Annotated in this window: 29 protein-coding genes; 12 read left to right on the top strand and 17 right to left on the bottom strand. The window is 71.0% G+C overall.

Annotated features, from left to right (window positions below; translation table 11 throughout):
* Positions 1–64: 64 nt before the first annotated feature.
* Positions 65–1,015 (bottom strand): lytic transglycosylase domain-containing protein, encoded by a 951-nt coding sequence (locus PQI07_RS34540; RefSeq protein ID WP_274929095.1) that lies wholly within the window; start codon positions 1,013–1,015, stop codon positions 65–67.
* Between the two features lie 153 nt (positions 1,016–1,168).
* On the opposite strand from PQI07_RS34540, the gene PQI07_RS34535 reads away from it, so the two are divergent.
* On the top strand, positions 1,169–1,768 hold the full coding sequence (locus PQI07_RS34535; protein WP_043388702.1) for a cysteine hydrolase family protein: 600 nt from the start codon (positions 1,169–1,171) through the stop codon (positions 1,766–1,768).
* A gap of 80 nt (positions 1,769–1,848) precedes the next feature.
* Here the strand turns inward: PQI07_RS34535 and PQI07_RS34530 are convergent, their stop codons facing one another.
* The 8 genes from PQI07_RS34530 to fliL all read right to left on the bottom strand — a co-directional run bounded on the left by PQI07_RS34530 (position 1,849) and on the right by fliL (position 9,548).
* Positions 1,849–3,147: a leucine-rich repeat-containing protein kinase family protein gene (locus tag PQI07_RS34530; protein ID WP_274929094.1), complete on the bottom strand. Its 1,299-nt coding sequence runs from the start codon at positions 3,145–3,147 to the stop codon at positions 1,849–1,851.
* Between the two features lie 3 nt (positions 3,148–3,150).
* Positions 3,151–3,342, bottom strand: coding sequence for a DUF1192 domain-containing protein (locus PQI07_RS34525; protein WP_043388707.1), 192 nt, complete (start codon positions 3,340–3,342; stop codon positions 3,151–3,153).
* 12 nt (positions 3,343–3,354) lie between these two features.
* The gene (locus PQI07_RS34520) at positions 3,355–4,578 is read right to left on the bottom strand and encodes a phosphopentomutase (protein WP_274929093.1); all 1,224 of its coding nucleotides are present in this window, start codon (positions 4,576–4,578) and stop codon (positions 3,355–3,357) included.
* Between the two features lie 2 nt (positions 4,579–4,580).
* Positions 4,581–6,218, bottom strand: a complete 1,638-nt coding sequence (locus PQI07_RS34515) for an ABC transporter ATP-binding protein (RefSeq protein WP_274929092.1) — start codon at positions 6,216–6,218, stop codon at positions 4,581–4,583.
* A 122-nt stretch (positions 6,219–6,340) separates the two neighbouring features.
* Complete coding sequence (locus PQI07_RS34510) at positions 6,341–7,201, bottom strand: MotE family protein (RefSeq protein WP_043755938.1); 861 nt, start codon at positions 7,199–7,201, stop codon at positions 6,341–6,343.
* A complete protein-coding gene (locus tag PQI07_RS34505) occupies positions 7,198–7,698 on the bottom strand; it encodes a DUF6468 domain-containing protein (RefSeq protein ID WP_043352105.1) in 501 nt (166 codons plus the stop codon). The genes PQI07_RS34510 and PQI07_RS34505 overlap by 4 nt, the downstream gene beginning before the upstream one ends.
* 19 nt (positions 7,699–7,717) lie before the next feature.
* Complete coding sequence (gene fliM / locus PQI07_RS34500) at positions 7,718–8,935, bottom strand: flagellar motor switch protein FliM (RefSeq protein WP_085987666.1); 1,218 nt, start codon at positions 8,933–8,935, stop codon at positions 7,718–7,720.
* A 64-nt stretch (positions 8,936–8,999) separates the two neighbouring features.
* A complete protein-coding gene (fliL, locus tag PQI07_RS34495) occupies positions 9,000–9,548 on the bottom strand; it encodes a flagellar basal body-associated protein FliL (RefSeq protein WP_043755939.1) in 549 nt (182 codons plus the stop codon).
* Between the two features lie 255 nt (positions 9,549–9,803).
* On the opposite strand from fliL, the gene flgF reads away from it, so the two are divergent.
* The 4 genes from flgF to flgH are packed head-to-tail and all read left to right on the top strand — an operon-like array spanning position 9,804 to position 13,322.
* A complete protein-coding gene (flgF, locus tag PQI07_RS34490) occupies positions 9,804–10,544 on the top strand; it encodes a flagellar basal-body rod protein FlgF (protein ID WP_043388715.1) in 741 nt (246 codons plus the stop codon).
* A gap of 14 nt (positions 10,545–10,558) precedes the next feature.
* Positions 10,559–11,350 (top strand): flagellar basal-body rod protein FlgG, encoded by a 792-nt coding sequence (flgG, locus tag PQI07_RS34485; RefSeq protein WP_043388717.1) that lies wholly within the window; start codon positions 10,559–10,561, stop codon positions 11,348–11,350.
* 34 nt (positions 11,351–11,384) lie between these two features.
* On the top strand, positions 11,385–12,536 hold the full coding sequence (flgA, locus tag PQI07_RS34480) for a flagellar basal body P-ring formation chaperone FlgA (RefSeq protein WP_100793914.1): 1,152 nt from the start codon (positions 11,385–11,387) through the stop codon (positions 12,534–12,536).
* Between the two features lie 36 nt (positions 12,537–12,572).
* The gene (gene flgH, locus PQI07_RS34475; protein WP_043352094.1) at positions 12,573–13,322 is read left to right on the top strand and encodes a flagellar basal body L-ring protein FlgH; all 750 of its coding nucleotides are present in this window, start codon (positions 12,573–12,575) and stop codon (positions 13,320–13,322) included.
* Positions 13,323–13,328: 6 nt separating this feature from the next.
* Here flgH and PQI07_RS34470 read toward each other — a convergent pair whose 3' ends face one another.
* From PQI07_RS34470 to PQI07_RS34450, 5 genes are all read right to left on the bottom strand, one after another.
* On the bottom strand, positions 13,329–14,639 hold the full coding sequence (locus tag PQI07_RS34470; protein ID WP_043352092.1) for a Gfo/Idh/MocA family protein: 1,311 nt from the start codon (positions 14,637–14,639) through the stop codon (positions 13,329–13,331).
* A gap of 83 nt (positions 14,640–14,722) precedes the next feature.
* Positions 14,723–15,091 (bottom strand): PilZ domain-containing protein, encoded by a 369-nt coding sequence (locus tag PQI07_RS34465; RefSeq protein WP_274929091.1) that lies wholly within the window; start codon positions 15,089–15,091, stop codon positions 14,723–14,725.
* A gap of 102 nt (positions 15,092–15,193) precedes the next feature.
* Positions 15,194–15,952: a phosphatase PAP2 family protein gene (locus PQI07_RS34460; protein WP_043356220.1), complete on the bottom strand. Its 759-nt coding sequence runs from the start codon at positions 15,950–15,952 to the stop codon at positions 15,194–15,196.
* A gap of 31 nt (positions 15,953–15,983) precedes the next feature.
* On the bottom strand, positions 15,984–16,502 hold the full coding sequence (locus PQI07_RS34455; RefSeq protein WP_053610935.1) for a 2'-5' RNA ligase family protein: 519 nt from the start codon (positions 16,500–16,502) through the stop codon (positions 15,984–15,986).
* 26 nt (positions 16,503–16,528) lie between these two features.
* Complete coding sequence (locus PQI07_RS34450; RefSeq protein WP_342462680.1) at positions 16,529–17,644, bottom strand: SPL family radical SAM protein; 1,116 nt, start codon at positions 17,642–17,644, stop codon at positions 16,529–16,531.
* Positions 17,645–17,716: 72 nt separating this feature from the next.
* On the opposite strand from PQI07_RS34450, the gene PQI07_RS34445 reads away from it, so the two are divergent.
* On the top strand, positions 17,717–18,676 hold the full coding sequence (locus tag PQI07_RS34445; protein WP_274929089.1) for an alginate O-acetyltransferase AlgX-related protein: 960 nt from the start codon (positions 17,717–17,719) through the stop codon (positions 18,674–18,676).
* Here the strand turns inward: PQI07_RS34445 and PQI07_RS34440 are convergent.
* Positions 18,670–18,894 carry a hypothetical protein gene (locus PQI07_RS34440; protein WP_043352033.1) on the bottom strand — a complete coding sequence of 75 codons (225 nt, stop codon included), beginning with the start codon at positions 18,892–18,894 and terminating at the stop codon, positions 18,670–18,672. The two genes, PQI07_RS34445 and PQI07_RS34440, sit on opposite strands and share 7 nt — an antisense overlap.
* A gap of 264 nt (positions 18,895–19,158) precedes the next feature.
* On the opposite strand from PQI07_RS34440, the gene PQI07_RS34435 reads away from it, so the two are divergent.
* The 6 genes from PQI07_RS34435 (at position 19,159) to PQI07_RS34410 (ending at position 23,408) form a co-directional block, all read left to right on the top strand.
* Entirely contained in the window at positions 19,159–20,136 is a 978-nt protein-coding gene (locus PQI07_RS34435; RefSeq protein WP_075381847.1) for a glutathione S-transferase family protein, read from the top strand.
* Positions 20,137–20,258: 122 nt separating this feature from the next.
* A complete protein-coding gene (locus PQI07_RS34430) occupies positions 20,259–20,726 on the top strand; it encodes a hypothetical protein (protein ID WP_043352034.1) in 468 nt (155 codons plus the stop codon).
* A gap of 82 nt (positions 20,727–20,808) precedes the next feature.
* Positions 20,809–21,723, top strand: a complete 915-nt coding sequence (trxA, locus tag PQI07_RS34425) for a thioredoxin (protein ID WP_274929088.1) — start codon at positions 20,809–20,811, stop codon at positions 21,721–21,723.
* A gap of 49 nt (positions 21,724–21,772) precedes the next feature.
* A complete protein-coding gene (locus PQI07_RS34420) occupies positions 21,773–22,438 on the top strand; it encodes an LON peptidase substrate-binding domain-containing protein (protein WP_043352038.1) in 666 nt (221 codons plus the stop codon).
* A 12-nt stretch (positions 22,439–22,450) separates the two neighbouring features.
* Complete coding sequence (locus tag PQI07_RS34415) at positions 22,451–22,657, top strand: Trm112 family protein (protein WP_043352039.1); 207 nt, start codon at positions 22,451–22,453, stop codon at positions 22,655–22,657.
* Positions 22,658–23,018: 361 nt separating this feature from the next.
* On the top strand, positions 23,019–23,408 hold the full coding sequence (locus tag PQI07_RS34410) for a hypothetical protein (protein WP_043352078.1): 390 nt from the start codon (positions 23,019–23,021) through the stop codon (positions 23,406–23,408).
* Between the two features lie 6 nt (positions 23,409–23,414).
* Here PQI07_RS34410 and PQI07_RS34405 read toward each other — a convergent pair whose 3' ends face one another.
* Together PQI07_RS34405 and PQI07_RS34400 are read right to left on the bottom strand one after the other, a co-directional pair.
* Positions 23,415–23,777, bottom strand: coding sequence for a SpoIIAA family protein (locus PQI07_RS34405; protein ID WP_043352080.1), 363 nt, complete (start codon positions 23,775–23,777; stop codon positions 23,415–23,417).
* A gap of 74 nt (positions 23,778–23,851) precedes the next feature.
* Positions 23,852–26,041 carry a primosomal protein N' gene (locus tag PQI07_RS34400; protein WP_274929087.1) on the bottom strand — a complete coding sequence of 730 codons (2,190 nt, stop codon included), beginning with the start codon at positions 26,039–26,041 and terminating at the stop codon, positions 23,852–23,854.
* Positions 26,042–26,052 lie beyond the last annotated feature (11 nt).

The raw sequence follows: 26,052 nt of genomic DNA, 5'->3' as shown, positions 1-26,052 counted from the left end.
ACCGGCTCATACCGCACCGCCCTCGGGGCGGATTGATGACGGTCCCGCGGCGGATCGTGAAAAATCAGGTCCGCAGGACGATGCAGGCACCCCCGACCTTGCGGATGCGGCCGCACAGGTCGTCGGCCGCCTGCCGGCTCTGCGCCGGGATGCGGATCCGGTAGAAGGCGCGGGTGCCGCGGTTGCGCAGGCGGGTACCGATGATCATCGGCCGCACCTCGCCGATCACCCCCGCATAGGCGCTCCGCGCCCGGTTGAAGCTCTGGAGCGCCAGCGCCTTGGAGAAGTTGCCCGCGAGCTGGATCCCCCAGGGAGCGGCCGGTCCCTCGTTGAGGCCGAGGGCGAAGCGGTCGCCGCGGGACGGGACGCGCAGGCTGGCGGTCACCTGCAGGCAGGTCTGCGGTGCCTCCGGATGGGCCTCCTTCGCGTCCTTCGGGTCCTTCGGGTCCTTCGCGTCCTTGCCCTCGGGCTTGGCGGGTGCACCGCCCTCCGGGTACTCGATCGCCTTGGCGGGCCCGGTCCGCCAATCGTCCACCGGCCGGCCCGTGATGACCGCCACGTAGGTCCGGGTCTCGGCGGGCAGGCCGCCATCGCCGGCGAGCCATTTGCTGACCCGCGCGGCGCCACCGTTATAGGCTGCGGCCGCGAGACCGAGATTGCCGAACTGAGACTTCAGATCGGACAGCAGATGGGCTGCGTGCGGGATCGCCTGCTCGGGATCGAACGGGTCGAGGAGGCCGCGCTCCCGTGCCGTTCCCGGCATGAATTGCGCGATGCCCTGCGCCCCGGCCGGGCTCACGACCCCCACGCGAAAGCTGCTCTCGCGCCAGATCAGGCGCGTCAGGAACGGCACCGGCAGGCCACGGGCCTTGGCGGATTCGTCGATCAGGCGGCACAGGGCCTGCTCGACGGTCTCGGTCGCCCCTTCGGACGGGGCGGCCGCGGCCGGATGCGCGTAGGCGAGGGCGAGGAGCAGGGCGCCGAGGCGCAGGGGCGGGGCAATCACGCCGCGCATGTAGCGACCTGCGGGTGCGGATCAATCCAGACCGTCAACCTTCCCGTGCGGTTCGGACGGTGCACCTTTGCGCTATGGCGCTTCCGGGCCGGTCCGTCGTAGCGTCCCGACATTCGAGCGCCCCACCAAGGCGGCGCCATGGGAGATGCGCCGATGTCCGATCTGGCAACCCTGCGCGGCCTGTCCGGCCTGAGCCCCGCGCCGGCCCCGCTCACGGGTTCCGCTCTGGTGATGATCGACCTGCAGCAGACCTATCGCGAGGGCGTCATGCGGCTCGAGGGCGTCGAGCCTGCGCTCCGCGAGGCCGCGGGCCTGCTGAAGCGGGCGCGCGACGCGGGGATCCCGGTGATCCATGTCCGCCACAATGCCGGGCCGGGAACGCCCTACGATGTGACCGCGCCGATCGGCCAGATCAGCCCGGAGGTGGCGCCGCAGGGCGACGAGCCGGTGATCACCAAGGCCTATCCGAGTTCCTTCGTGGGCACGGACCTGCAGGCACGCCTCCAGGAAGCCGGCGTGCAGGACGTCATCCTGGCGGGATTCATGACGCATATGTGCGTCAATTCCACCGCCCGGAGCGCCTTCAACCTCGGGTTCCGTCCCACCGTCGTGGCCGCCGCCACGGCGACGCGGGATCTTCCCGGGCCGGACGGACACGTGGTGCCGGCAGCCCAGCTCCAGGCCGCGAGCCTCGCCGCCCTCGGCGATCTGTTCGCCGTGATCGCGCGCGGGCAGGGCGACATCCCGGACTGACGCCGTGGGAACAAGGCTCCCGCTCCGCACAGCCCGCGCGGTATCCGCCTGAAGCGGCGGCACGGTCGAATCCGACGGGATCAGGACTGGAGCCGGTCGATCTCGGCGATCACCACGTCGAGCGCCGGCCGCCCGTCGGGATCCGGCTGCATACAGGCCTGCGCCAGAGCCCGCAGAGTCTCCGGCGACGTCGCGCAACGATCGAGCAGCTCATTGATCAGGATGCCGACGGCGCGCACCTCGACCCGCGCCAGCACCGCGCCGCCCCGTCCGTCCGGGAGCGCCGAGGCAGCGCCGAAATCGCTGAGCACGGCGGCGCCGGTTTCGGCATCCCACAGGGTGTTGTGGGCATACACGTCGCCGTGGAGCAGCCCGCGCCCGTGCAGATGGGCCACCGCCTCCGCGACCGAGCGGGCGATCCGCAGGGCCTTGGCCGGTTCCAGCCGCAGGCTCGGATCGTAGACGTCGCGGCTGCAACTCGCGAGGCTCGGCGGGCCGGCGAGCACCCGCCAGTGCGACGGGAGAAGCCGGAGCAGCAGCCCCTGGACGCCGGCGGGATGATCGTGGAGCCGGCCCAGCGCACCGGTAAGCGCCGGATGCGTGCCGGCAGCGAGACAGGCCTCCATCTCCCGCTCGGGCAGGCCGTCGCTGGTCATGGCGCCCTTGAACAGCTTCAGGGCGACATCCTGCGCGGCGATCGGACCGCGCCAAGCCGCGCGGAAGACGCGGCCCGACGCGCCCTCACCGAGTTGATCGCCGACGTCCAGGTCCGCCCACGGCACGCGCGGCGCGTCCGCGGGCTCGGAGGCCGGCTCGGCGGGATTGCCCGCGTAGGCGACCCAGGCGAGGCGCGGAAGGGTGCCGAGCCAGGGCGGCAGCGCTTCGAGCCGGTTGCAGGAGAGCCGGATCAGCTCGAGACGCGCCGCGCCCGCGAAGCTGTCCGGCAGCGCCGCGATCCGGTTCCCCGACAGCATCAGCTTCTGGAGCAACGGCCGCTCGCCGAGGGCGGCGGGCAGCTCCGCGATCGCGTTGTCGGTCAGCGTCAGCCAGCGCAGGTCGCGCGGCAGCGACTCCGCCGGGACTTCGCGGATGCCGCAGCCGCGGAAGCCCAACTGGCTGAGCGCGGGGCAGGCGCCGAGCACCGGCGGCAGGCGTGGGAACGGATTGCCGGAGCAGAACAGCACGCGCAGGCGGTGGAGGCGGCCGAAATCGTCCGGCAGGTCGGCGAGGTCGCCCCGGCCGAGATCCAGCACCTCCAGCGTGTCGGCGAGGGCGAAAACCTCGCGCGGCACCGCCGTCAGCCCGTCGGGCAGCCGCAGCTCCCGCGCGCCGCCGAGATCGCCGCGCCGCAGGGCGGCGAGGGTTTCGCTCCGGTCCAAGCTTCAGCTCCGCTTGAAGAAAGCGTCGGCCGCGCCCTGCGCCGCCTGCTTGGCGGCCCGCGCCGCCTCGAGACGGGCGATCTCGGCGCGCAGGAGCGCAACGCGCGCGTCGAGATCCCCGAGGGAGAGCGTGTCGAGGGGCTGCCCGATCTCGTGGGCAACGGCCTTGCGCGGCCGGTCGTCGTCGTCCCGCACGTCGTGTCCTCCCTAATCCAGGAACGAAGTTCCGGCCCCGTCCCAGGCCAGCCCGAGATGGGCCGCCACGGTGGCGCCGATATCCGCGAAGGTCTCCCGCCGGCCGATCGACCGGGCGGCCACGCCGGGGCCGAAGGCCAGGACCGGGACCTGCTCGCGAGTGTGGTCGGTCCCGGTCCAGGTCGGATCGTTGCCGTGATCGGCGGTGATCACGGCGAGGTCGCCCGGCGCCAGCGCCGCCAGGATCTCGGGGATCCGGGCGTCGAACGCCTCCAGCTCCGCGGCATAGCCCGGCACGTCGCGGCGGTGGCCGTGCTCCGTGTCGAAATCCACCAGGTTGACGAAGATCAGGCCGCCCGCCGGCAGGGTCGCCAGCGCGGCGAGTCCCGCCGTCACGCAGGCCGCATTCGGGCCCGGCTTGATCTCGCGGCCGGTGGCGCGGTGGGCGAAGATGTCGCCGATCTTGCCGACGCTCACCACCGCGCGGCCAGCCGACTCGGCCCGGTCGAGCAGGGTGCGCCCAGGCGGCGCGACCGCGAAATCCTTGCGGTTGCCGGTCCGGCGGAAGCCCGTTTCCGCCGAGCCCACGAAGGGCCGGGCGATCACCCGGCAGACGCGGTAGGGGTCGCACAGCCGGCGCGCCACGCGGCACAGGTCGTAGAGCCGCTCCAGCCCGAACGCCTCCTCGTGGGCGGCGATCTGGAACACGCTGTCGGCCGAGGTGTAGCAGATCGGCTGGCCGGTCCGGACATGCGCGGCGCCCAGCGCGTCGATGATCGCGACGCCCGGCGCGTGGCAATCGCCCAAGATGCCCGGGATGCCGCCTTCCGTGATCAGCGCGCGGGTCAGCTCCGGCGGGAAGGCCGGCCGGGTGTCGGGGAAATGCCCCCAGGGCTCGGTCAGGGGAAGCCCGGCGATCTCCCAGTGACCGGAGGGCGTGTCCTTGCCGGCGGCCTTCTCCACCGCGTGGCCGTAGGCGCCCCGCGGCGGCCCGGCCGGCGCGAGGTTCGGCGGGATGCGGCCCGAGGCGCCACCGGCCGCCAGTCCGAGCCCGAGTTCGGCGAGATGGGGCAGACGCAGCGGACCCGCGCGCAGCCCCGCCCGATCGCCGCTTCCCTCCGCGCAGCGCTCGGCGATATGCCCCAGCGTGTCGGAGCCGGCATCGCCGTAGCTCTCCGCATCCGGGGCCCCGCCCACGCCCACGGAATCGAGGACGATGATGAGGGCGCGCGCCATGGTCAGGCGGATTCCAGCTCGGCGGGCGCGTCGCTCTCGAGGGCGAAGGCGGCCTTGAACAGGGCGCGGGTGTAGGGGGTCTGAGGATTCGCGAAGATCGACTCCGCAGGGCCTTCCTCGACCACGTGGCCGTTCTGCATGACGATCACGTAGTTGGCGAGGGCGCGCACCACCTTCAGGTCGTGGCTGATGAACAGGTAGGCGAGGCCGCGCTCGCGCTGGAGGTCGCGAAGCAGGGTCACGATCTGCGCCTGGACCGAGCGGTCGAGGGCCGAGGTCGGCTCGTCCAGGACGACGAAGCGGGGATTGAGGACCATGGCCCGCGCGATGGCGATGCGCTGGCGCTGGCCGCCGGAGAACTCGTGCGGGTAGCGGTCCATGGCGGCCGGATCGAGCCCGACATCGGTCAGGGCCTTGGCGACCACGGCGCGGCGCTCCGCCCGGGAACGCGCCGCGCCCTGCACCACCAGCCCCTCGGCGACGATGTCGGCCACCGACATGCGCGGCGAGAGAGAGCCGTAGGGATCCTGGAAGACCACCTGCATGTCCTTCCGCAGCGGGCGCATCTGCGCCACGCCGAAGCCGTCGATCGCCTGTCCGAGGAAGACGATCGGCCCTTCCGAGCGCGTGAGCCGCAGAAGGGCGAGGCCGAGGGTCGTCTTGCCTGAGCCGGACTCGCCGACGACGCCGACGGTCTCGCCGGTCCGGACCCGCAGGGACACGCCGTCCACGGCCCTGACATGGCCGGTGACGCGCCGGAGCAGACCCGATTTCAGCGGGAACCAGACCTTCAGGGGCCCGGCCTCCAGCAGCGGCGCGGCATCGGCCGGGACGGGGTTGGCCCGGCCCTTCGGCTCGGAGGCGATCAGGCGGCGCGTGTACTCGTGCTGCGGATCCGCGAAGACGGCCTTGGTCGCACCGGCCTCCACGATGCGGCCCTTGAGCATCACGCAGACGCGGTCGGCGATCCGCTCGACGATGCCGAGATCGTGGGTGATGAACAGCATCGCCATGCCGAGGCGCTTCTGCAGGTCGGCGAGCAGCGCCAGGATCTGCGCCTGCACGGTGACGTCCAGGGCCGTGGTCGGCTCGTCGGCGACCAGAAGGTCCGGCTCGCAGGCGAGCGCCATGGCGATCATCACGCGCTGGCGCTGGCCGCCGGAGAGTTCGTGCGGGTAGGCGCCCATGCGCCGCTCCGCGTCGCGCAGGCCCACGAGGTCCAGAAGCTCCAGGATCCGCCGGCGGGCCGCCTTGCCGGAGAGGCCGCGATGCAGGTCGAGTACCTCGCCGATCTGCCGCTCGATCGTGTGGAGCGGGTTCAGCGAGGTCATCGGCTCCTGGAACACCATGGTGATGTCGGCGCCGCGGACGTCGCGCATCGCCCGCTCGGGCAGCTGCGCGAGGTCGCGGTCCTTGAACAAAATCCGGCCGTCCTGCCGGGCCGATCCATCGAGGAGGCGCAGGATCGCCAGCGCCGTCACCGACTTGCCCGATCCCGATTCGCCCACGAGGGCGAGGGTCTCGCCCCGGCGGATGGCGAAGGAGACGCCGTCGACCGCCACGGTCTCGCCCTCCCGCGCGCGGAACGCCACGGACAGGTCCTCGACGGCGAGGAGCGGCTGGGGATCGGCCTCTGACATGAGCCCCTTATAGCGCGCCCGGCCCCGGACCCTAGCCCGTACGGGTGCCGCATGACGCCGACCCGACATGTGCGACGGCGCGCTCCGGGAAGTCGCGCGGCCGCCCGCGCTGCGCCGCGTTCCTACCGCGCCGGCGCCCCGGGATCGATCGCCGGCAACTCGTTGGCGGGCAGCCCCATCCCGGCCTGGGCCTGCGGCCCTCCGGCGCCGCGGGCGCGGTTGGCGAGGGCCACGGTCAGGCGCTCGGCGGTCTCGGGCTGCATCACCGCCAGGACCTCGGACATCTTGCGGGGATTCATGGCCAGCACGATCGGGACCAGCACGTCGAGCCCGAGCCGGTCGAACACCCGGGCGGCGTCCTTGGGCTTCATCGCCTCGTACATCGTGACGATGTTCTTCAGTCCCTGCTTCTCGGCGTCCTCCTTCGCCTTCGCGACGGCGTCGACCTTGTCCTCGGCCTTCTTGAGGTCGCCGAGGCCGGTCTCGAGCTTGCGCTCGGCCTCCCCCAGCATCTTCTCGCGCAGCTCCAGCTCCTCGCTCTTCTGGCGCAGGGCGTCGCGCCGGGCGCCGAGCTTCTCCAGGAGCAGGCGCTCGGTGGGCGAGGCCGGGTTCCCGGCCGCGGGCGGTGCGGGCCGCGCCGGGGGCGGTTCCGGCGGCTTCTCGGTCGCAGCGGCCGGCGCCTCCTTGGCGCCCACCGATCCGGTCGTCACCGGGTCGTAGGGCTCGTAGCCGGTGCGCGCCCGGGCGACCGCGCGCCCGTATTCCGGAAGCTCGGCGCTCTCCGGCAGGCCGGCCTGCAGCAGGCTGAGCAGCTTGAGCACGAGCAGCCCGCCCGCCGCGAGCGCCACGGCGTCGATGAGGCGCAGCCGGAACTGCCGGACGGGCTTCCGGCGCGCGCGCCGCTGCGGCGTCGCGGCGCGGCGTATCCGCTCCTCGGGATCCGGCTTCGGCGGCGGGATCTTCGGGGCCTTTACGCCGGTCACGCGGCGCGCGCCCGGACGCGGGCGAGGGCGCGCTCGCTCATGGCGAGGGCCGCCGCGGCCGCCACCCCGAGGCGCTCCCCGTTCGGACCGGCCTGCTCCGGCCTGCGCTCGGGCGGGATCTCCGGCGCGGGCCTCGGCTCAGGGGACGGCTCGGGACGGATCGGGACGGCGCGCATCTGCGCCACGATGGCGCCGATGCGCGTGATCACGCCCTCGCCGGCCTCGACCTGCAGCTTCAGCTCGGCGGCGCGGATGGTGGCGGTTTCCAGGCTGGCGTTCAGCGTGCGGTCGCCCTCGTCGATCGTCGCCCGCAGACCGGCGATGGCCCGCTCGGCCGTGCCGGTCGCCACCATCAGGTCGCCGATGGTCTGGCGCAGGGCGGCCTCGTCGCCCTTCATCTGGCCGATGCGGCGCGAGAGACGGAGGGACGTGACGATGGTCGCCGCCAGGAGGACGGCAACCAGGATGTCGGCGGCGAGGGTGACGAAGAGACTCATGTTGGGACCCTCATCGGCCCTAATTGTCCGACCGGTTGTTCATCGAGGCCTCGTAGGCCTGGATCGTCGTGCGCGAGCGGCGCAGGGGCCGCGTGACCTGGACGGCGATGTGCCCGTCGACGCGGCCCATCCGCCCCTGGGTGAGCGCCCAGTCGCCGCAGCGCACGGTGATGAGATCCGACGGCTTGGCGTCGAACATCAGCGTCTCGCCGACCTTCAGGCTCATGACCTGTTTGAGCGGCAGCATCATCTCGTGCAGCACCGCCTCCATGGTCACGTCGGCCTGCCAGATCTCGGTGGCGAGGTGGCCTTCCCAGACGTGATCGCGGCCGAGCTTCTCACCCATGAAGCTCTGGGTCAGGAGCTCCCGGATCGGCTCGATCGTCGCGTAGGGGAACAGGATCTGCAGCATGCCGCCGCGCCCGTCGACGTCCAGGCGCAGGCTGATCAGGATCGCGGCGTTGCCCGGCCGCGTGATCGTGGCGAAGCGCGGGTTGGTCTCGATCCGGTCGATGCCGAAGGTCACGGGCGACAGCGGCTGGAACGACAGCTCGAGATCGCCCAGCACGATCTCCACGAGGCGGCGCACCAGCGTCATCTCGATGGCGGTGAACGGGCGACCGTCCAGACGGCTCGACAAGCCGCCGCGCTTGCCGCCGAGCAGCAGGTCGAAGGTCGCGTAGGCGAGGTTCGAATCGACCGTGACGAGGCCGGAATTCTCCCATTGCTCGGCCCGGAACACGCCGAGCAGGGTCGGCAGCGGGATCGCGTTGAGATAGTCGCCGAAGCGCACCGAGGTGATGTTGTCCAGCGTCACCTCGACGTTGTCCTGGAACAGGTTGCGCAGGGAGGTCGACAGCAACCGGATCATCCGGTCGAAGACGATCTCCAGCATCGGCAGGCGTTCGTACTGGACGACGCCCGAATCGACGATGGCCTGAACGCCCCCGGCCCCCGAGGCCGAGAGCTCGCGCATGGAGAAGCCGAGGACGCCGTCGATCTCGTCCTGGTTCAGCACCCGGTCGTTGCCGGCGAGTTCGGGGAGGTTGTCGCTCTCCCCGTCCTCGATCATCGTCGCCCATTCGGCGGCGACGTCGCTCGCGTTGCGCGTGGTGCCCTGCTCGGCGAGGGCCGCGCCCCATTCCTCGGCGAGGGACGAGTCGCCGCCCTCGGCGCCCTGCTCCAGAAGGGCTGCCGACCAATCGTCCTCGGGGAGTTCGTCCTCGGGTTCCATCAGGCGTGCTCGATCGGGGGCCGGCCCGGCGCGGGGTTGGAGGCGATGGGGGTGGTCGCAGGCGCGCTCATTGGACGATCACGTCCTTGAAGAGCACGGCATCGACCTTGGCGGGATACAGGGCGATGTTGACCCGCCGCAGCAATTCCTCGCGCAGCCGGAACAGGCCCACCGAGTTCGTGATGTCGCTGGCGCGCAGCTCGCGCATGTAGACCTGCAGCGCGTCCTCCACCCGCGGCATCAGCGGCTTGACCTCCTCCTCGGCCCTCGCGTCCTTCAGCTCCAGGGCGATCCGGACCTTCGCGTACCGGGCCTTGTCCTGCGGCTGGTCCGGACTGAGGTTGAGGAGCATCTCGCGCACGTCCACGAAGACCACGGGCTTCTTGCCGTCCGGGCCGACACCCTTGCCGTCTGCGCCGTGCCCTCCGCCGTGGCCGCCGTCCTGTGCGGCCTCCTTGCCGCCGCCGCCGCCCATCATCAGGAAGGCGCCCGCGCCGCCGCCCACGAGCAGGACCGCGACGGCCACCATGATCATGAGTTTCTTCTTGCCCTTCGGGGCGCTTTCGGCTCCGGCCCCGCCTTCCTCGGCGGAGGCCTTCTTCGGCTTCTTGGCCATGGAATAATGCTCTCTCGCGGGAGACTGCGCGCCAGGTACACCCGGATATCGGAGCATCACGGTTAACGTGCCGTTAAGCAGGCAATTCCTGCCGGGCCAGGTTTGCCGCAACGCAGACCCGGCGCCGACGCGACGACCGCGCAATTCCCGTCAAGCCCTTGTCAGAACGATGGAATTTTCGTCCGTTGGGTTTGGCACAGCGGATGCTGAATGGATCGTTGCCGCCTCCGCGGCCCGCGAGTCCCAGAGTCCACGATGCAGAATGCCCTCTTCGTCGGCGTGTCGAGCCAGATGGCGCTCCAGCGCGAGCTGGACGTGATCGCCAACAACATGGCGAACGTCTCGACCACCGGGTTCAAGGCTCGCAACACCCGCTTCCAGGAATACCTGATGCCGGTGGCCAGCGCGGATTCGTTCGCCCGGCCCGACCGGCGTCTCTCTTACGTCATCGACCAGGGCACCACCCTCGATCTCGGGCAGGGCCCGGTCGAGCGGACCGGCAACCCGCTCAACGTCGCGATCAAGGGCGCGGCCTTCATCGCCGTGCAGTCCCCCCAGGGCGAGCGCTACACCCGAAACGGCGCCTTCGAGATCGACCCGCAGGGCGCGCTCGTCACCAGCGACGGCTACAAGGTGGCGGGCGAGGGCGGACCGATCACCATCAACCCGCAGGAGACCGGCCTCGCCATCGGCCCCGACGGTACCGTGTCGACCAATCTCGGCATCCGCGGGCGCATCAAGCTCGTCACCTTCGCCAACCCGCAGCGGCTGACCAACGAGGGGGGCAACCTCTACGCCTCGCCGGAGCCGGCACGCCCCGCCGGCATCGACGGACGCCTGGAATCCGAAGCGCTGGAACGCTCGAACGTCCGCCCGGTGATCGAGATGACCCGGCTGATGGACGTGAACCGGTCCTACGCCATGGTGTCGAGCATGATCTCGCGCCTCGACGACCTGCGGGGCACGGCGATCCGCCGCCTCGCCGACGTCGCCTAAGGGGAGCTCGGCCGATGCGCGCCCTCTACTCCGCCGCCACCGGCATGGCGGCCCAGGAACTTAACGTCCAGGTCATCTCGAACAACATCGCGAACCTGCGCACCACCGGCTACAAGCGCCAGCAGGTGCACTTCCAGGATCTGCTCTACCAGAACCTGCGACGGGCCGGCGCCTCGACCTCGCAGCAGAACACCCAGCTTCCGGCCGGCCTCGCCCTCGGCTCGGGCGTGAAGACGACCTCGACAGCCCGCGTGATGTCACAGGGCACGCTCTCGTCCACCGAGAAGGATTACGACGTCGCGATCCGCGGCGAGGGGTTCTTCCGGGTGACGCTCCCGGACGGCCGCACCGCCTATTCCCGGGACGGCTCCTTCGACCTCTCGGCCTCGGGCCAGCTCGTCACCCGCGACGGCTACCTGCTCGATCCGGCGATCACCGTGCCGCAGAACGCGACGTCGGTGACGATCAGCGCGACGGGCGTCGTGCAGGCGAGCATTCCGGGCCAGACGGCGCCGCAGGCGCTCGGCCAGTTCCAGCTCTCGCGCTTCGTCAACAAGGTCGGCCTCGAATCGATCGGCGACAACCTGTTCGTCGAGACCGCGGCCTCCGGGCAGGCGATCAGCGGCCTGCCGGGCGCCGACGGCTTCGGCAACCTCCAGCAGAGCTACCTGGAAGAGGCGAACGTGAACGCCGTCACCGAGATCTCGTCCCTGATCGCCGCGCAGCGCGCCTACGAGATGAACTCGAAGGTCGTCACCGCGGCCGACCAGATGCTCTCCACCACCACGCAGATGTTCCGCAGCTAACCGCGCGACCCGCACCCGCTTCAGGTCCCTGAACATGTATGCCGGCATGCATCCCGCTCATCCCGCTCATCCCGATCCCGACTTCGAGACCCTCGATCTGCCCCGTATCGGCATGGCGGACGGAAGTGACATCAGCCCGATCATCCGCCGTCCCCGGCCGCGGGTCTCCCCCCTGGGCTCGGCCGTGATCCTGCGCGCGGTGCTGGCCTTCCTGACCTTCGCGGTCCTCGGCGCCCTGGCGATCCCCGCCATGGCCCAGGCTGAAGGTCTGCGGCTGCGCGGCGACGTCACAGCCCGCGGAGACATCCTGACGCTGGCCGACCTGGTCGAGGGCGTGCCGGAGCGCCTGGCCGCGCGTCCGCTGTTCCGCGCACCCACCCTGGGTGCCACCGGGACGATCCAGACCCGCCGCATCCTCGACGCCGCCGCCGCCCTGGGTCTCGCCAACCTGGAGACCGGGGGCCGGCTGCAGATCGCCGTGCAGCGCGCCGCCCGCCGCCTCGGGCCGCCGGAGATCGAAGCCGCGCTCAAGCGCGGCCTCGAGACCAGCTACGGGCTCGACCCCCGCAGCGTCACGATCCGCTTCGACGGGGACGGCCCGACCCTGCTCGCTCCGGTGGACCTCGAAGGGCAGGCCGCAGCCCTCGACGTCACCTACGACCTGCGCTCCCGCCGCGTCGCGGGGCTGGTCAGCCTCGGCGAGCGGCAGGCCTCCCTGCGGGTATCCGGCGTGGTCGTCGAACTGCGCGAAGTGGCGGTGCTCACCCGGACGCTCAACCGCGGCGAACCGGTGAAGGAGGGCGACGTCGTGGCGGAGCGGCGTCCGCGCGAGACCGTCGCCTCCGACGCGCAGGGAAGCGCCACGGCGGTCATCGGCGAGGTCGCCCAGAACACGCTCACCGCCGGGACCGTGCTGCGGATGACCGATACCGCCCCGCCCGAGCTGGTCGCGCGCGGCGAGAACGTGACCATCGTGTACGAGACGCCGAACGTCAGCCTGTCGATGCGCGGCCTGTCGAACGATTCCGGCCGCATGGGCGCCGTCGTCAACGTCGTCAACGTCGCCTCCAAGAAGATCCTGCAGGCCACCGTGATCGGCCCCGGCCGGGTCTCGGTGAGCCCCAGCCCCGCGGCTCAGCAGGCCGCCGGCGCCGCCCCCGTCCAGGCGACCGCCTCCCTGCGCTGACCGCCCGTCCTGCACGCGTCGAAGAGTGATTGCCCGATGGCCCGCCGCATCGTCCTGAACCCGCTCGCCGCCGCTCTGATCGCCGGCGCGCTCGGTGCCTGCAACACCGCCGACCGCCTCTCGCAGGTGGGCGCGACCCCGGCCTTGTCGGCGATCGAGGATCCCACCACCCAGCCGGGCTACAAGCCGGTGCGGATGCCGATGCCCGACGTCCAGCCGGTCTCGTACGCCCCGAACTCGCTGTGGCGGACGGGCTCCCGCGCCTTCTTCAAGGATCAGCGCGCCGCCCGGCTCGGCGACCTCCTGACCGTGAAGGTCAACGTCACCGATCAGGCCAACATCAGCAACGAGACCAAGCGCTCCCGGGCCAACACCGAGAGCTTCGGCCTGCCGAACGCCCTGGGACTGGAGAACAACGCGGTCGGCAAGTCCTTCGGCGTCGGCAGCACCGCGCTGCTGTCCGCCACCTCGGCCACCGCCAATGACGGTGCCGGCTCGGTCCAGCGCGCCGAGACCGTGACGACGAACGTCGCCGCGGTGGTCACCCAGGTTCTGCCCAACGGCAACCTCGTGGTCGAGGGCAAGCAGGAGATCCGCGTCAACTTCGAAGTGCGCGAGATGGTGGTCGCGGGCGTTGTCCGGCCGGAGGATATCGAGTCGGACAACACCATCGACTCGACCAAGATCGCCCAGGCCCGGATCGCCTATGGCGGGCGGGGCCAGATCACCGACGTGCAGCAGCCGCGCTACGGCCAGCAGATCGTCGACATCCTGCTGCCGTTCTGAGGCCCTTCAGCCCGGCTCCTCCGGCTCCGGCCCACGGGTGACGTCGAGGCCGGACCCGGCGCCGGGGGGCGGCCCGACCTTGACCGGAGCGCCGGTCCGCGCGGCCTCATAGATCGCCTCCATCAGCACCTGATCCTGCAGCCCCTCCTCGCCGGGGGTGCGGGGGCGCAGATCCTCCTGGATGCAGCGCGCGAAGTGGTCGAGTTCCAGGGCGAACTGGTTCTTGGGGCTCAGGACCTTCTCGTCCCGCGCGGCGTTCTTGCCGTCGCGGTGGCCGATGATGAGCCGCTGGCCCTGGTAGGCGAAGGCGTTCTGGAGGTCGATGGCGGCGGTTCCGGTGTGCAGGGTCAGGCTTCGCGCCTCGTAGACCCCGTAGCTCGACAGGCACTGGGCGATCACGCCGGACGGGAAGTGCAGGGTGAAGCTCGCCGTCTCCTCGACCTCGCGGTACTTGGGATCGTCCGGCGGCGAGTGGATCTGGGCCTGGATCAGGTTCGGCTCCTCGCCGAGGACCGCGCGGGTGGTGTTCAGGCAGTAGAGCCCGATATCCGGCAGCGACCCGCCCCCTGCTAGCGCCTTCCGCAGGCGCCACTGCTCCGGCAGTCCCGTGGTCTGGCCGTTGAAGGCCTGGATCAGCCGGGGCCGGCCGAACTCGCCCGAACGGGCGAGCTTGATCACGGCCCGGTTGTGCGGCTCGTACTGGCACCGATAGGCGATCATCAGCTTGACGCCGGCCTTGGCGCAGGCCGCGATCATCTCGCGGCACTCGTCCGAGGAGACCGCCATCGGCTTCTCGCAGAGCACCTGCTTGCCCGCCGCCGCGGCCGCCACGACGTTGTCCCGGTGCACGCCGTTCGGCGTGACGATGTAGACCGCCTGGACGTTCGGGTTGGCCTTCAGCCGATCCCACCCGTCGTAGCCGTACACGGCATCGTCCGGCAGCCCGTATTGCCGGGCCACGAGCTTCGCCTTGTCGGGGGAGCCCGACATCACCGCCGCAAGGCGGGCGCGCTTGGCCTCGCCGAAAGCCGGGAGAATCTCGTCGAGGCTCAGGCGCCCCAGACCGACGACGCAGTAGCCGACCCGCTGGCCCGGCGGCTGAGGCGCCGGGCTCGGGGCGGGCGGCCTGTCGCCGGCACCGCGCCAGTTCGGGAACATCACCCGTCCACCCTGCACGGCGCCGGTATCGGCCGGAACCGAGGGGGCCGGTGGAGTGCCCGGCGGGGCGGCCTGGGCGCCGCCGCCCATCGCGGCGCCGGCCAGGGCGCCCCCGGCCGCGAGAAGATTGCGTCGTGAGAGCCGGGTGTCGTCTGCCATGGGCCTCGCCGTGTCGCCGGGACGGAATGGAGGCGCCTTGGGCGCCGCGTGGCGTGGAAGCCGCCGAGGGCGGAACCGCGCTCTCAGTGAACGCGACCCGGCGGCGTGCCGTTTCCGTCGAGAAGCGCGGCGCGCAGACGCGCCACCTCCGCCTCGCTGGCGGCGAGCCAGCGCGCGATCGCCGCCGGCTGCGTCGCGGCCCCCGTCTCGGCGAAACCGAGACCGACGCTCTCGCCCGCCCGCCAAGCTATGAAGGCCCGCCGGGTCTCGCCGCGGCAGGGGATGAACAGCTCGATGCAATCGGGCAGCGTGGCGTCGGCAGGGACCCGGATCCGTGCCCCGTCCAGGGACACGTCGCGGACCGTGCAGTCGAGATCCGGCAGAAAGGCCGCGACGCGGAGTCGGCCGCCCAGGCAGACGCGGCGTCGGGCAGTACGGCGTCGGTCGACCACGAACGCTTCATCCTGATGGGTGCGGATGTCGGGACAACCGCCATTGAGCCTGAAGCGGACCGGCCCGTCTCCTTTAACCGTCAGTTTACCTTAACGTTGGCCTCAGGCGGGCGGCGGCGGATCGGGCGCCTCGACCTCGCCGCGACGCTGCAGCTGTAGGGCGACGAACCAGCACAGGGATGCCCAGGCCGCGCCGATGCACCAGCCGGCCAGCACGTCGCTCGGCCAGTGCACGCCGAGATAGATCCGACTGATGCCCACCAGCAGCGTCACGCTGACTCCGAGGGCCAGGACCAGTGCCTTCGCGCGGCGGTTGCGCTCGACCCGGGCGATGAGGGTCGCCAGGGTCAGATAGGCGATGGCCGACATGGTGGCGTGGCCGCTCGGAAAACTCGCCGTGAACACCTCCATGCCGTGAGGGACGAGATCCGGTCGCGGCCGGTGGTAGAGCATCTTCAGCAAGGTCGAGACCAGCTCGCCGCTGCCCACCGCGGCCAGGACGTAGAGGCCGATGCGCCGCCGCCCGGACACGGCGAGATAGCCCGCCACCGCGCAGGTGAGGAACAGCACCGTGAAGACGCTGCCGAGCCCGGTGATGTCGCGCATCGTCTCCTCGAGCCAGGGCGGCCCGATCGGATCGGCGAGATCGGCGGGGTTGCGCAGGGCGAGCAGGATCCGGCGGTCGAGGGCCGCGGTGGAGCCCTCGCCGACCTCGTGGGCGAGGTAGAAGAACCCATAGCCGAGGGTGCTCAGGCAGAGCAGGGCGACGAGGGGACCGACTTCGTTCAGGCGCAACCGCAGCCACACCGCCAGGGCGGGCTCGATCAGGCGATTGTTGCGGATCTGGCTCGGGGCCTTCATGCGACGGGATCCGGGTCGGGGACGTGCGTCATCAGTCGTTCTCTCCGAAGGGCAGGCGGGCCACCGCATCCCAGGGACCGCCACGGTAGCGCCAGAGCAGCGTCGCCGGCGCGGCGAAGCGGAACGGCGCGAAACCGGCCGACAGGTCGGCGTGGAGCGCCCGGGCCTTGTCGGGAGCCACCTTGTTCTGGACCGTAACGTGGGGGCGCCAGCCCTGCCGATCCTGGGCGGTGAGATGAGGCGAGAAGCCCTGCGCAAGGCGGGCCCGGAAGTTCGACAGCGCATCGGATTCGAGCACGTAGGCGACGCCCCGGCCGGTGAAGCGCAGGCCCGTCACGGCGACCTCCGGCCTTGGAACGGTGCGGGCGAGGGCGGTGATGGCCTCGATCACGCCCCGCTCCCGGTCGCCCGGCAGGTGGTGGAACAGGGTCGCATGGGCGGGAATGCGATTCAGCGCTTCGGGGAAGTAGCGACGCCGCTCGCCGTCGAACCGGGCGAAGGTCTGCTCATCGAAGGCGAGCGTCAGGATCAGGGGGTCCGCGTCCATCATGTGGGCCAGATGGCGCCCGAAGCCGCTCAGGTCCAGTACAGAATCCGCGCGGTCGGCAGGTCTCGGGCGAGGCACGCGGTGAGGTGGCTGCGCATCGCCTGCATCAGGAGCTTCGGGAAGACATACTTCACGGAGCCGAACTTGGTGCGCTTCTCGACGCGCTCGGCCTCGTCGAGGGGCAGGTCCGAGCCGGGATACCAGCCGCGCAGCACCGCCTTCGAGCCGGGGGTGAAGCGATGGGTGATGAGTTCGGCGGTGAGGTCGAGATCCGGCACATCGGCGAGGGCGTCGGCGGCGGCGCGGATCAGCCCGGCATAGGCCGCCTCCCACTCCGGGACCGGCAGGATCGGCGCGACGGTCAGGCCGACCGGATAACCGGCCCGGGCCACCTCGGCCATGGCGGCGAGCCGGGCGGGGAGGGGATCGGTGCCGCCCTCGTAACACGCGGCGACCCGCGGGTTGACCGAGAAGCGGATCCGCGTGCGCCGGTTGTGCGGCAGGTCGAGGAGCGGTGCCACCGCGGCGAACTTGGTGGTGAAGCGCAACTGAACCGGCGCGTCCCAGGCGCCGAAATGCCGGATCGCCGCCGAGAGCGAGCCGGTCAGGTGCTCGATGCCGAGGGGATCGGTGTAGCAGGACGCCTCGAAGGTGGTTCCCTCGTGCGCCCGCTCCCGGGACGCCGAGGTCACCGCCCCGCGCCCGGCATAGGCCTTGAGGTTGCCGAGGATCGCCTCGAGATTGGCATAAGCGCGCGTCACCGGCGGCCCCGCGAGCGAGCCGGCGAGGTAGCAGTACTGGCAATGGGCGGGGCAGCCCTCGGCAAGGTCGAAGCGCCAGTCGGCCGAGGGCGGGATCGGCTGCAGCCGCAGCTTGGTCGGCGGGGCGCTCGTCAGGACGAGGGTCGCCTTCGCGGCCGCGTAGGCCCGGCGGGGATCCGCCTCGCGCGGGCTCGGCAAGCGGTTGGACGGCAGGCGCTCCACCGGCAGGCCCAGGGCCTCGGCGCAAGCCAGCATGGCCCGGCCATGGGGATGCTCCAGAGCGGACGGCATCACCAACACCCGGCGCGGGCGCCACGGGCGCCCAGGGCGGACGGGCTCCGGGCAATCGGGGGTCTGAACGGCCGGGAGGGACGAAGGCGGCATGCCTGAGGAACGCCTCGTCCCGGCACCGGGTCCGGCCTAGTCGCCCGCTCACGGTGCGGCTAAAGCACCGTCATGTCTTCAGGCAGGGAGAGCGTCCATGTCGGCCGCGACGGCTGGTTATTTCTCACCGGAGGAACCAACCGGGTCATGGACCGGTATCGCGGCGGTCTGCGGCACTGGCTGCTGCTGCGCGGCTGGACGCGGCTGATCAAGGCCCGTGCGCGGCGGGCCGAGGACCTCGGCATTCGCTGCCTCCACGTGATCGTGCCGGAGAAGCTGTCGGTCTACGACGACAAGACCGACGGCCTGCGCTACGCGCCGGCTAAGGCTTCGACCCGGCGACTGGCCCGACGCCTCGCGCGACACCCGGCCTATCTCGACCTTCTCGCGCCGCTTCGCGCTGCCCGCAACGGAGCGACGCCGCTCTACCTGCGCACCGACACCCACTGGACCGCGCAGGGGTGCCTGCTGGCCTATCGCGAGATCATGCGGGCGCTCGGGGCGGTTCCGCCCGCCGATATCGGCGGCCGTCCCGGTACCGTCTCGGAACAGATCATGGATCTCGGCGAGAAGCTGCCCGAGCGGCCGCGCGAGCGGCTGGAGCGGTTCATGCTGCAGCGCGATGCGATTCGGGTGGAGACCGGGCCGCTACTGGCCGCCTACGAGGCGCAGGGACGCGACCGCGAGGTGCATGTCGGCGCGCATGTCGTCTATCGAAACCCGTCCCCGGGGGCCGATCCGCGACGGCTCGTCCTGTTCGGCGATTCCTGCGCCCATTTCGACCCGTTCCTGCTGACCGGGCTGCTCGCCGAGAGTTTCAGCGAGGTTCACTTCATCTGGTCTTCGAGCCTCGACTGGCTCTACATCGAGCGCGTGCGTCCGGACATCCTGCTGTTCGAGATCGCCGAGCGCTTCCTGGCCAAGCTGCCGAAGGACGATTTCGACGTGGCCGTCGCCGGTCAGCGCGGGACGGGCGGTCGCCTCGCGCGGCTCGGGAGCGACGGCCTGGGACGTGCCGTGGCGCCTCAGTAGATCGCCGGATCCAGGCGGGCGAAGTCGGTGACGCTGGCGGCCTGATACTTGGCGACGGATTCCGGCGCGCAGGCGATCCCGATCATCAGGACGAGGAGTGTCGCGAGGCACGCGAGCGTTGCCGTGACCACGTCGGCATGGCGCCGCAGAGCATGGATCACCAAGCATCCGAACGTGAACAGGGCCGCCTCGGCGACGGGCACCAGCGCGAACGACATCACTTCACCTCCATCGATCTCCCCACGCGATCGGGCCGCTGCGGCACGTGCGCGGCGACGGGTGGGTGCCCGAGAGATGGCTCAGATTGCTGCACCGCAACAGAAGGATCGGCGCAGCCCTGCCTTGCGCAGAACTCGCGGGCCGGCGGGACCGGGCGCACCGGTCGCGCGGTCGGCGCTCCTCGGATGCAGACCGGCATCCGTCTTCACAGACGCCGCGCGAGGCCCATCTGGGTCGGATCGCTTATGGGACCGGAGACGACGATGGGCCTCCTCGTGGACGGCATCTGGCGCGACCAGTGGTACGACACCGCCGCGACGGGCGGCCGCTTCGAGCGCAAGGCCTCGGCCTTCCGCAACTGGGTGACCGCCGACGGATCGCCGGGCCCGTCCGGATCGGGCGGCTTCCGGGCCGAGCCGGGCCGCTACCATCTCTACGTCTCCCTGGCCTGTCCCTGGGCGCACCGCACGCTGATCGGGCGCGCGCTCAAAGGGCTGGAAGACGCGATCTCCGTCTCGGTGGTCGATCCGCATATGGGCGCCGAGGGCTGGGTGTTCGGTGACACGCCGGGCGCGACGCCGGACCCGATCCACGGCGCACGGCGCCTCTACGAGGTCTACCTGGCGGCCGACCCGTCCTACAGCGGCCGCGTCACCGTGCCGGTGCTGTGGGACCGGGAGCGCGGCACCATCGTGTCGAACGAATCCGCCGAGATCCTGCGGATGCTGAACGACGCCTTCGGGGGTACGGGTCCGGATCTCTACCCGGCGGACCTGCGTCCCGAGATCGACGCGGTGAACGCTCGGGTCTACGACCGGGTGAACAACGGTGTCTACAAGGCGGGCTTCGCCACCACCCAGGACGCCTATGCCCAAGCCTTCGAGGCCCTGTTCGCCGAGCTCGATGCGCTCGAAGCGCGGCTCGACCGGAGCCGTTACCTCTGCGGCGACCGCGTGACCGAGGCGGATATCCGCCTGTTCACCACCCTGGTGCGGTTCGACGCGGTCTATGTCGGGCACTTCAAGTGCAACAGGCGCCGGATCGCCGACTATCCGAACCTGTCGAACTATCTCCGCGATCTCTATGCCATGCCCGGCATCGCGCCGACCGTCGATCTGACGCATATCAAGCGGCATTATTACGAGAGCCATCCGACCATCAATCCGACGGGGATCGTGCCCCTCGGACCGGAGCTGGATTTCGCCGCCCCGAACGACCGCGCCCTGCGGTTTGCGGGCTAGCCGGCTGCGGCGGGGGTTCGGCCCGTGGTGAGCCCGACACCGGCTTCGTCCCGATGCCGCCCCCTCGACGGCGGACGCCGTGCGCCTAGTTCGGCTCTCAACCGGAGGATGCCCGACCCGCCATGACCAATCGCCTGCGCCTCGCGCTGCTCTGCGCTCTCGTCAGTCTTCCCTCCGCGGCACGCGCCCAGGCCGCGTTGCGGCTGGACGGCACCTGCGAGAAGCTCGTGATCGGCACGCAGGATCTGAGCAGCTCCTGCAGCAACGTCCTGACGAACGCGGTGAGCCGCAATCGCACCAGCTTCGACTTCACCACCTCCGACGGTCAGGCGCTCAGCTTCAGCGGTAACGGCGCCCAGCAGGAAGCCACCGAGGAGACCGATCCGCTGCAGCCGATCAACGTGGTCACCACCGGAAAGGATGGCGCTCCGATCCTGGCGATCGGCGCCTGCCGCTTCTCCACCCCGGAACCGGGCCGCACCGCGATCACCTGCGAGGCCAGCACGGCCGACGGACGCCCGTTTGCCGGAACGTTCGTGACTGCGGCCAAGGCGCCCGCCGGTGCGCCGGCCGCCGCACCGGCCCGCTGAGCGTCCCTGTCTTTGGGCTGGTCAGATCATGGCGGAAGCCCCATTTAGGGAACTCCACGAAAAAGGTTCCGAAGCCAGACCGATGCTCAACGACACCCTCGCCGGGGGCGGTGCCCCGGCCGGCGACACCGGCACCCTCATCAAGGACACGACCACTGCGAGCTTCCGGCAGGACGTGCTCGCCGAGTCGATGCACCGGCCTGTGCTGGTCGACTTCTGGGCGCCCTGGTGCGGGCCCTGCAAGCAGCTCGCGCCGGTGCTGGAGAAGGTGGTCCGGGAGGCCGCCGGCGCGGTCGCCCTGGTGAAGATGAACATCGACGAGCATCCCTCGATCGCGGGTCAGCTCGGCATCCAGTCGATTCCGGCGGTCATCGTCTTCCAGAAGGGCCAGCCGGTCGACGGCTTCATGGGCGCCGTCCCCGAGAGCCAGATCAAGGAGCTGATCGGGCGCGTGGCCGGTCCTCAGCAGGATCCGCTCGAGGCCGCGCTCGCGGACGCCGCCGCCCTCATCGAGGAGGGCGACCTCGCCGGTGCTGCGGAAATCTACGCGGCGGTCCTGGAGCAGCAGCCCGACAACGTCACGGCGCTGGCCGGCCTCGCCAAGATGCAGCTCGACGCGGGCGAGATCGAGAACGCCAAGCGGGTTCTGGCCATGGTGCCGGAGGCAAAGGCTGGCGATCCGGCGCTCGCCGGCATCCGCGCCGCCCTCGAACTCGCCGAGCAGGCCGCCTCGCTCGGCGATCTCGCGGGCGTGCAGCGGGAAGTGGAGGCCAACCCGGACGCCCATCAGGCGCGGTTCGACCTCGCGCTGGGCCTCGCCGCCCGTGGCGAACGCGGCCAGGCGGTCGACCACCTGATCGAACTGCGCCGGCGCGACAAGGACTGGAACGACGACGGGGCGCGCAAGCAGCTGCTGCAGTTCTTCGAGGCCTGGGGCGTGATGGATCCGGATACGATCCGCGGACGGCGCAAGCTCTCGGCGCTTTTGTTCTCGTGAGGTTCCGGCTCGCGCTTCGGACCACCAATCGGCCCCCCCGGGAGGCGCCATGAGCACCCATGCGAGCTACAAGGGCCCGGCGGATTGTCCCGCGGTCATCCCGGTCTTCCCCCTCTCCGGGGCGCTGCTGCTGCCCCGCGGGCAGATGCCGCTGAACATCTTCGAGCCGCGCTATCTCGCCATGGTCGACGATGCCATGCGCACGGACCGGATCATCGGCATGATCCAGCCGGATCCGGAAGGATCGGGCGGGGCCAATCCGAAACTCTACCGCGTCGGCTGCGCGGGGCGGGTGACCCAGTACGCGGAGACCGGCGACGGACGATACCTGATCTCGCTCACCGGCATCACGCGCTTCCGGGTCGAGAGCGAATTGGCCTCGATCGGCCCCTATCGCCGCTGCCACGTGTCCTATGACGACTTCGCTGTGGACTTCGAGCCCCGGGCGGGCGAGGAGCAGGTCGACCGCGCGGGCGTGCTCAAGGCGTTGCGCGACTTCGTGGAGTCGAACGACCTCAAGGTGGACTGGGCCGGAATCGACGAGGCGCCCGACGAGGCGCTGGTCAACGCTCTCTGCATGATGAGTCCGTTCGGTGTGCGCGAGAAACAGGCGATGCTCGAGGCCCCCGACCTGAAGACGCGGGCCGAGATCCTGATCGCGGTCACGCAGATGGAACTGGTTCGCGGCTCGGGCCCCGAGTCGACGATGCAATAGGTTGCACGAACGATGACCAACGACCTCACCGCCCCCGTCGAAGCGACCCGCGTGGACCCGAAGCTTTTGGAGATCCTGGTCTGCCCGCTGACCAAAGGGACGCTGGAATACGATTCCGTCCGCCAGGAACTGATCAGCCGTTCCGCCAAGCTCGCTTATCCGATCCGCGACGGGATCCCAATCATGCTGCCGGAAGAAGCCCGGCCGCTGACGGACTGATCGCCCGGGCCGCTCGTTTGCGGGGGGGGGGCAGCCCGCGTCGCTTCGCATCCCGAGCGCCCCGTGCTTGCGGACCTCGCCCCCTCCGATCGGGCTCGGCGCGCCCCGTGCCGGCCGCCCCCTGCCAAACCTCAGGATGTCGGCGAGACTTGGCATCAGGTCTTCCGATCGGAGAGCAGATTCGACCCTATCGAGCTTGACTATTACTCCGCCCTTCGCCGACCCTGATCTATCTTGAGCTAACGCGTGGCGGCCATACTCTTGCCGCTTCGATCGTTCAGCGTCGAGTCATCCCCGATCGATGATTCTGACCGTGCATCCCGCCTCAGGCGGCATCCACTTCGCTGAGAGATCGCCCCGCATGATCAAGCTGACCGCCGTCGCGGCCCTCGCCGCCGGCCTGTTCCTTCCCCTTTGCGCGCCCGCCAGCGCGGAGCCCGGCACGCATAACGGACGGTGGTCGGTGGAACTGGTCACGGAAACCGGTCTGTGCAGCGCCCGCTACACCTACGCGCTCGCCATTCGCGAGGGTCACGTGCAGCTGATCTCCGGCGCCGCCGGCGCGCAGGTGAACGGGCATGTCGGGGCCGATGGCAGCGTCGGGCTCACCGTCAACAACGGCACCGCGAGCGGCACGGGAACGGGGCGGCTCCGGGCCGGGAGCGGCGCGGGGACCTGGAAGGTCTCGTCCCTCTGCTCCGGCCACTGGACCGCGCGGCGCAGCGATACCCGCACCGCGCAGGCCGACTGAAACCGCTCAGACGGCGGCTGCGAGCCAGGTGCGCGCCTCGTCGATGCGGGCCCGCTCGAACACCTTGATCTGGGTCGGCGAGACGAAATTGAAGGTTTCGGCCAGCGCCTTGAGCCAGGGTGCGTCCGTCACCAGGGCGACGTGGCTGACGCTCTTCATCATCGAGAAGCCGAAGCGCGGATCCTTGAAGAAGGCGGCCGGCTCCATGCCCTCGAAGGCGCGGATGTCCTCGAGCAGCTTGATCTTGCCGCCCTTGTCGAGGTCGGCCTTCATCGCCGTCATCATGGCGTTCATCTCTTCGTCGGTGATCTTCCCGTCGACCACGATCTCGGCGACGTTGGAATCCGGCGTCTTGGTATAAGTCAGCACTGATCGCTCCTCCGGGAACCGCATGCGTCCCGGCCAATCTCCGGCCGGGATCCGCCGCCCGTCGCCCGAGTGTCCTACAAAAAGCTCTGCGGGTCGACATCGATGGCGACCCGGACGTTGCCGCGCACCTTCGGACCCCGGGCGATCCAGGCGCGCAGGTAGGCCTGCAGATCGACGTTGCGCTCGGTCTTCACGAGCAGGCGGAAGCGGTATCGGCCGCGCACCAGGGCCAGCGGCGCCTCGGCGGGACCCAGCACCATCACGCCCTCCGGCGGCTCGGCCGCGCGGGCCAGCGCCTGGCCGTGGGCCTCCGCCACCTCGCGCTCGGTCGCCGAAACGATCAGCGCGGCGAGCCGCCCGAACGGCGGAAGGCCCGCCGCCTCGCGGGCCTGGATCTCCTCCGCGTAGAAGCGCTCGGCATCCCCCGACAGGAGGGCCGCGATCACGGGATGGTCCGGCTGGTAGGTCTGGACGAGGGCGCGGCCGGGCTTCTCTCCGCGGCCGGCACGGCCGGTGACCTGCTGCAGCAGCTGGAACGTCCGTTCCGCGGCCCGCGGATCGCCCGAGGTCAGGCCGATATCGGCGTCGAGCACGCCGACCAGGGTCAGGAACGGGAAATTGTGGCCCTTCGCCACGAGTTGCGTCCCGATCACGATATCGCATTCGCCGGCTGCCACGGCATCGAGTTCCTGCCGCAGGCGCTCCGCGCCGCCGGGGAAGTCGCTCGACAGGACGACGACGCGCCGGTCCGGAAACAAGGCCGTGGCCTCCTCGGCGATCCGTTCGACGCCGGGGCCGCAGGCGGTGAGATTGTCGAATGTGCCGCACTCGGTGCAGGCCTCCGGCCGGCGCTCGGCATAGCCGCATTGATGGCAGACCAGCGCCCGGCGGAACCGGTGCTCCACCAGCCAGGTCGAGCAGTTCTTGCACTGGTAGCGGTGGCCGCAGGCCCGGCAGAGGGTCAGGGGCGCGTAGCCCCGGCGGTTGAGGAACAGCAGCGCCTGCTCGCCGCGCTCCAGGGTGCTCTTCACGGCGTTGACCAGCGGCGGGCTCAGGAAGCGGCCGCGCTCGGGCTGGTCGAGGCGCATGTCGATGGCCGCGATGTCGGGCAGGCGCCGCCCGCCGAAGCGCTCGGGGAGCAGGATGTGCCGGTAGCGCCCCCTTGCGGCGTTGACGCGGGTCTCGATGGCGGGCGTCGCCGAGGTCAGCACCACCGGGCAGGACTCGAGACGCCCGCGCACCACCGCCATGTCGCGGGCATGGTAATGGACGCCGTCCTCCTGCTTGTAGGCGGTCTCGTGCTCCTCATCGACCACGATCAGCCCCAGCCGCGCGAAGGGCAGGAACAGGGCCGAGCGCGCGCCGACCACCACCAGCGCCTCGCCCTCGGCCACCGCGGCCCGCAGGCGCTCGCGACGCCTGCCGCCGATTCCGGAATGCCACGCCGCCGGCCGAACCCCGAACCGGGCGGCGAAGCGGTCCAGGAACTGGGCCGTCAGCGCGATTTCCGGCATCAGGATCAGCGCTTGGCGGCCCGCCCGGATGCAGGCGGCCACGGCCTCGAAATAGACCTCGGTCTTGCCCGAGCCGGTGACCCCCTCCAGCAGGACGGGCCTGAGATCGGCCGGATCCTCCGCCGGCGGCCGGTCCCACGGAAAGGGCGCGACCAGAGCCGCCACGGCCTCGGCCTGGGCGGGCGAGAGCGGCGAGCGCGGGAAGTCCGGATCGGGCCGCGGCGCGACCGGCTCGGGCGCGACCGCCACGGTCTCCAGGGCACCGTCGTCGATGAGCCCGTCGACCACCGAGAGCGAGACCCCGGCCTCCTTGGCCAGGGCGCTCTTGCCCCGCAGACCGCCGTCGGCGGCCGCGGCGAGGACCTTGGTGCGGGCCGGGGTCGGCCGGGCCGGGGGCTTGTCGGTGATGCGCACGGCGACCCGGGCGGTCTCGCCGGCCGCCGCCTCGTCGGGTAGGCGCAACACCATGGCCAGCGCCGAGCCTTTCGGCGCCAGCGTGTAGCGGGCGATCCACTCGACGAGGCTGCGCAACGGGTCCGACAGGGGCGGGAAGGGCAGGCGGTCGGTCACAGGCCGCAGGTTCGAGCCGCCGGGGCTCTCGGCCACGCCCCAGACGACCCCGACGATCTCGCGCGGTCCGAGGGGCACCTGCACCACGTCGCCGGCGGCGAGGTCGAGCCCGGCCGGCGCCACGTAGCTGTAGGGTGTATCGAGGGCCAGCGGGATCAGGATCTCGGCGACGACGGGCATACTGGGCTTTT

Source organism: Methylobacterium sp. 092160098-2, assembly GCF_028920805.1.
GTDB lineage: Bacteria > Pseudomonadota > Alphaproteobacteria > Rhizobiales > Beijerinckiaceae > Methylobacterium > Methylobacterium fujisawaense.
This window is presented reverse-complemented; position numbering and strand designations above follow the sequence as displayed.

Bases quoted from the DNA above. Each gene is read 5' to 3' on its own strand.
- PQI07_RS34540 (WP_274929095.1), bottom strand. From the start codon at position 1,015: ATGCGCGGCGTGATTGCCCCGCCCCTGCGCCTCGGCGCCCTGCTCCTC.
- PQI07_RS34535 (WP_043388702.1), top strand. From the start codon at position 1,169: ATGTCCGATCTGGCAACCCTGCGCGGCCTGTCCGGCCTGAGCCCCGCG.
- PQI07_RS34520 (WP_274929093.1), bottom strand. From the start codon at position 4,578: ATGGCGCGCGCCCTCATCATCGTCCTCGATTCCGTGGGCGTGGGCGGG.
- PQI07_RS34515 (WP_274929092.1), bottom strand. From the start codon at position 6,218: ATGTCAGAGGCCGATCCCCAGCCGCTCCTCGCCGTCGAGGACCTGTCC.
- PQI07_RS34505 (WP_043352105.1), bottom strand. From the start codon at position 7,698: ATGAGTCTCTTCGTCACCCTCGCCGCCGACATCCTGGTTGCCGTCCTC.
- fliL (WP_043755939.1), bottom strand. From the start codon at position 9,548: ATGGCCAAGAAGCCGAAGAAGGCCTCCGCCGAGGAAGGCGGGGCCGGA.
- flgF (WP_043388715.1), top strand. From the start codon at position 9,804: ATGCAGAATGCCCTCTTCGTCGGCGTGTCGAGCCAGATGGCGCTCCAG.
- flgG (WP_043388717.1), top strand. From the start codon at position 10,559: ATGCGCGCCCTCTACTCCGCCGCCACCGGCATGGCGGCCCAGGAACTT.
- flgA (WP_100793914.1), top strand. From the start codon at position 11,385: ATGTATGCCGGCATGCATCCCGCTCATCCCGCTCATCCCGATCCCGAC.
- flgH (WP_043352094.1), top strand. From the start codon at position 12,573: ATGGCCCGCCGCATCGTCCTGAACCCGCTCGCCGCCGCTCTGATCGCC.
- PQI07_RS34470 (WP_043352092.1), bottom strand. From the start codon at position 14,639: ATGGCAGACGACACCCGGCTCTCACGACGCAATCTTCTCGCGGCCGGG.
- PQI07_RS34460 (WP_043356220.1), bottom strand. From the start codon at position 15,952: ATGAAGGCCCCGAGCCAGATCCGCAACAATCGCCTGATCGAGCCCGCC.
- PQI07_RS34455 (WP_053610935.1), bottom strand. From the start codon at position 16,502: ATGATGGACGCGGACCCCCTGATCCTGACGCTCGCCTTCGATGAGCAG.
- PQI07_RS34450 (WP_342462680.1), bottom strand. From the start codon at position 17,644: ATGCCGCCTTCGTCCCTCCCGGCCGTTCAGACCCCCGATTGCCCGGAG.
- PQI07_RS34445 (WP_274929089.1), top strand. From the start codon at position 17,717: ATGTCTTCAGGCAGGGAGAGCGTCCATGTCGGCCGCGACGGCTGGTTA.
- PQI07_RS34440 (WP_043352033.1), bottom strand. From the start codon at position 18,894: ATGTCGTTCGCGCTGGTGCCCGTCGCCGAGGCGGCCCTGTTCACGTTC.
- PQI07_RS34435 (WP_075381847.1), top strand. From the start codon at position 19,159: ATGGGCCTCCTCGTGGACGGCATCTGGCGCGACCAGTGGTACGACACC.
- PQI07_RS34430 (WP_043352034.1), top strand. From the start codon at position 20,259: ATGACCAATCGCCTGCGCCTCGCGCTGCTCTGCGCTCTCGTCAGTCTT.
- trxA (WP_274929088.1), top strand. From the start codon at position 20,809: ATGCTCAACGACACCCTCGCCGGGGGCGGTGCCCCGGCCGGCGACACC.
- PQI07_RS34420 (WP_043352038.1), top strand. From the start codon at position 21,773: ATGAGCACCCATGCGAGCTACAAGGGCCCGGCGGATTGTCCCGCGGTC.
- PQI07_RS34415 (WP_043352039.1), top strand. From the start codon at position 22,451: ATGACCAACGACCTCACCGCCCCCGTCGAAGCGACCCGCGTGGACCCG.
- PQI07_RS34410 (WP_043352078.1), top strand. From the start codon at position 23,019: ATGATCAAGCTGACCGCCGTCGCGGCCCTCGCCGCCGGCCTGTTCCTT.
- PQI07_RS34400 (WP_274929087.1), bottom strand. From the start codon at position 26,041: ATGCCCGTCGTCGCCGAGATCCTGATCCCGCTGGCCCTCGATACACCC.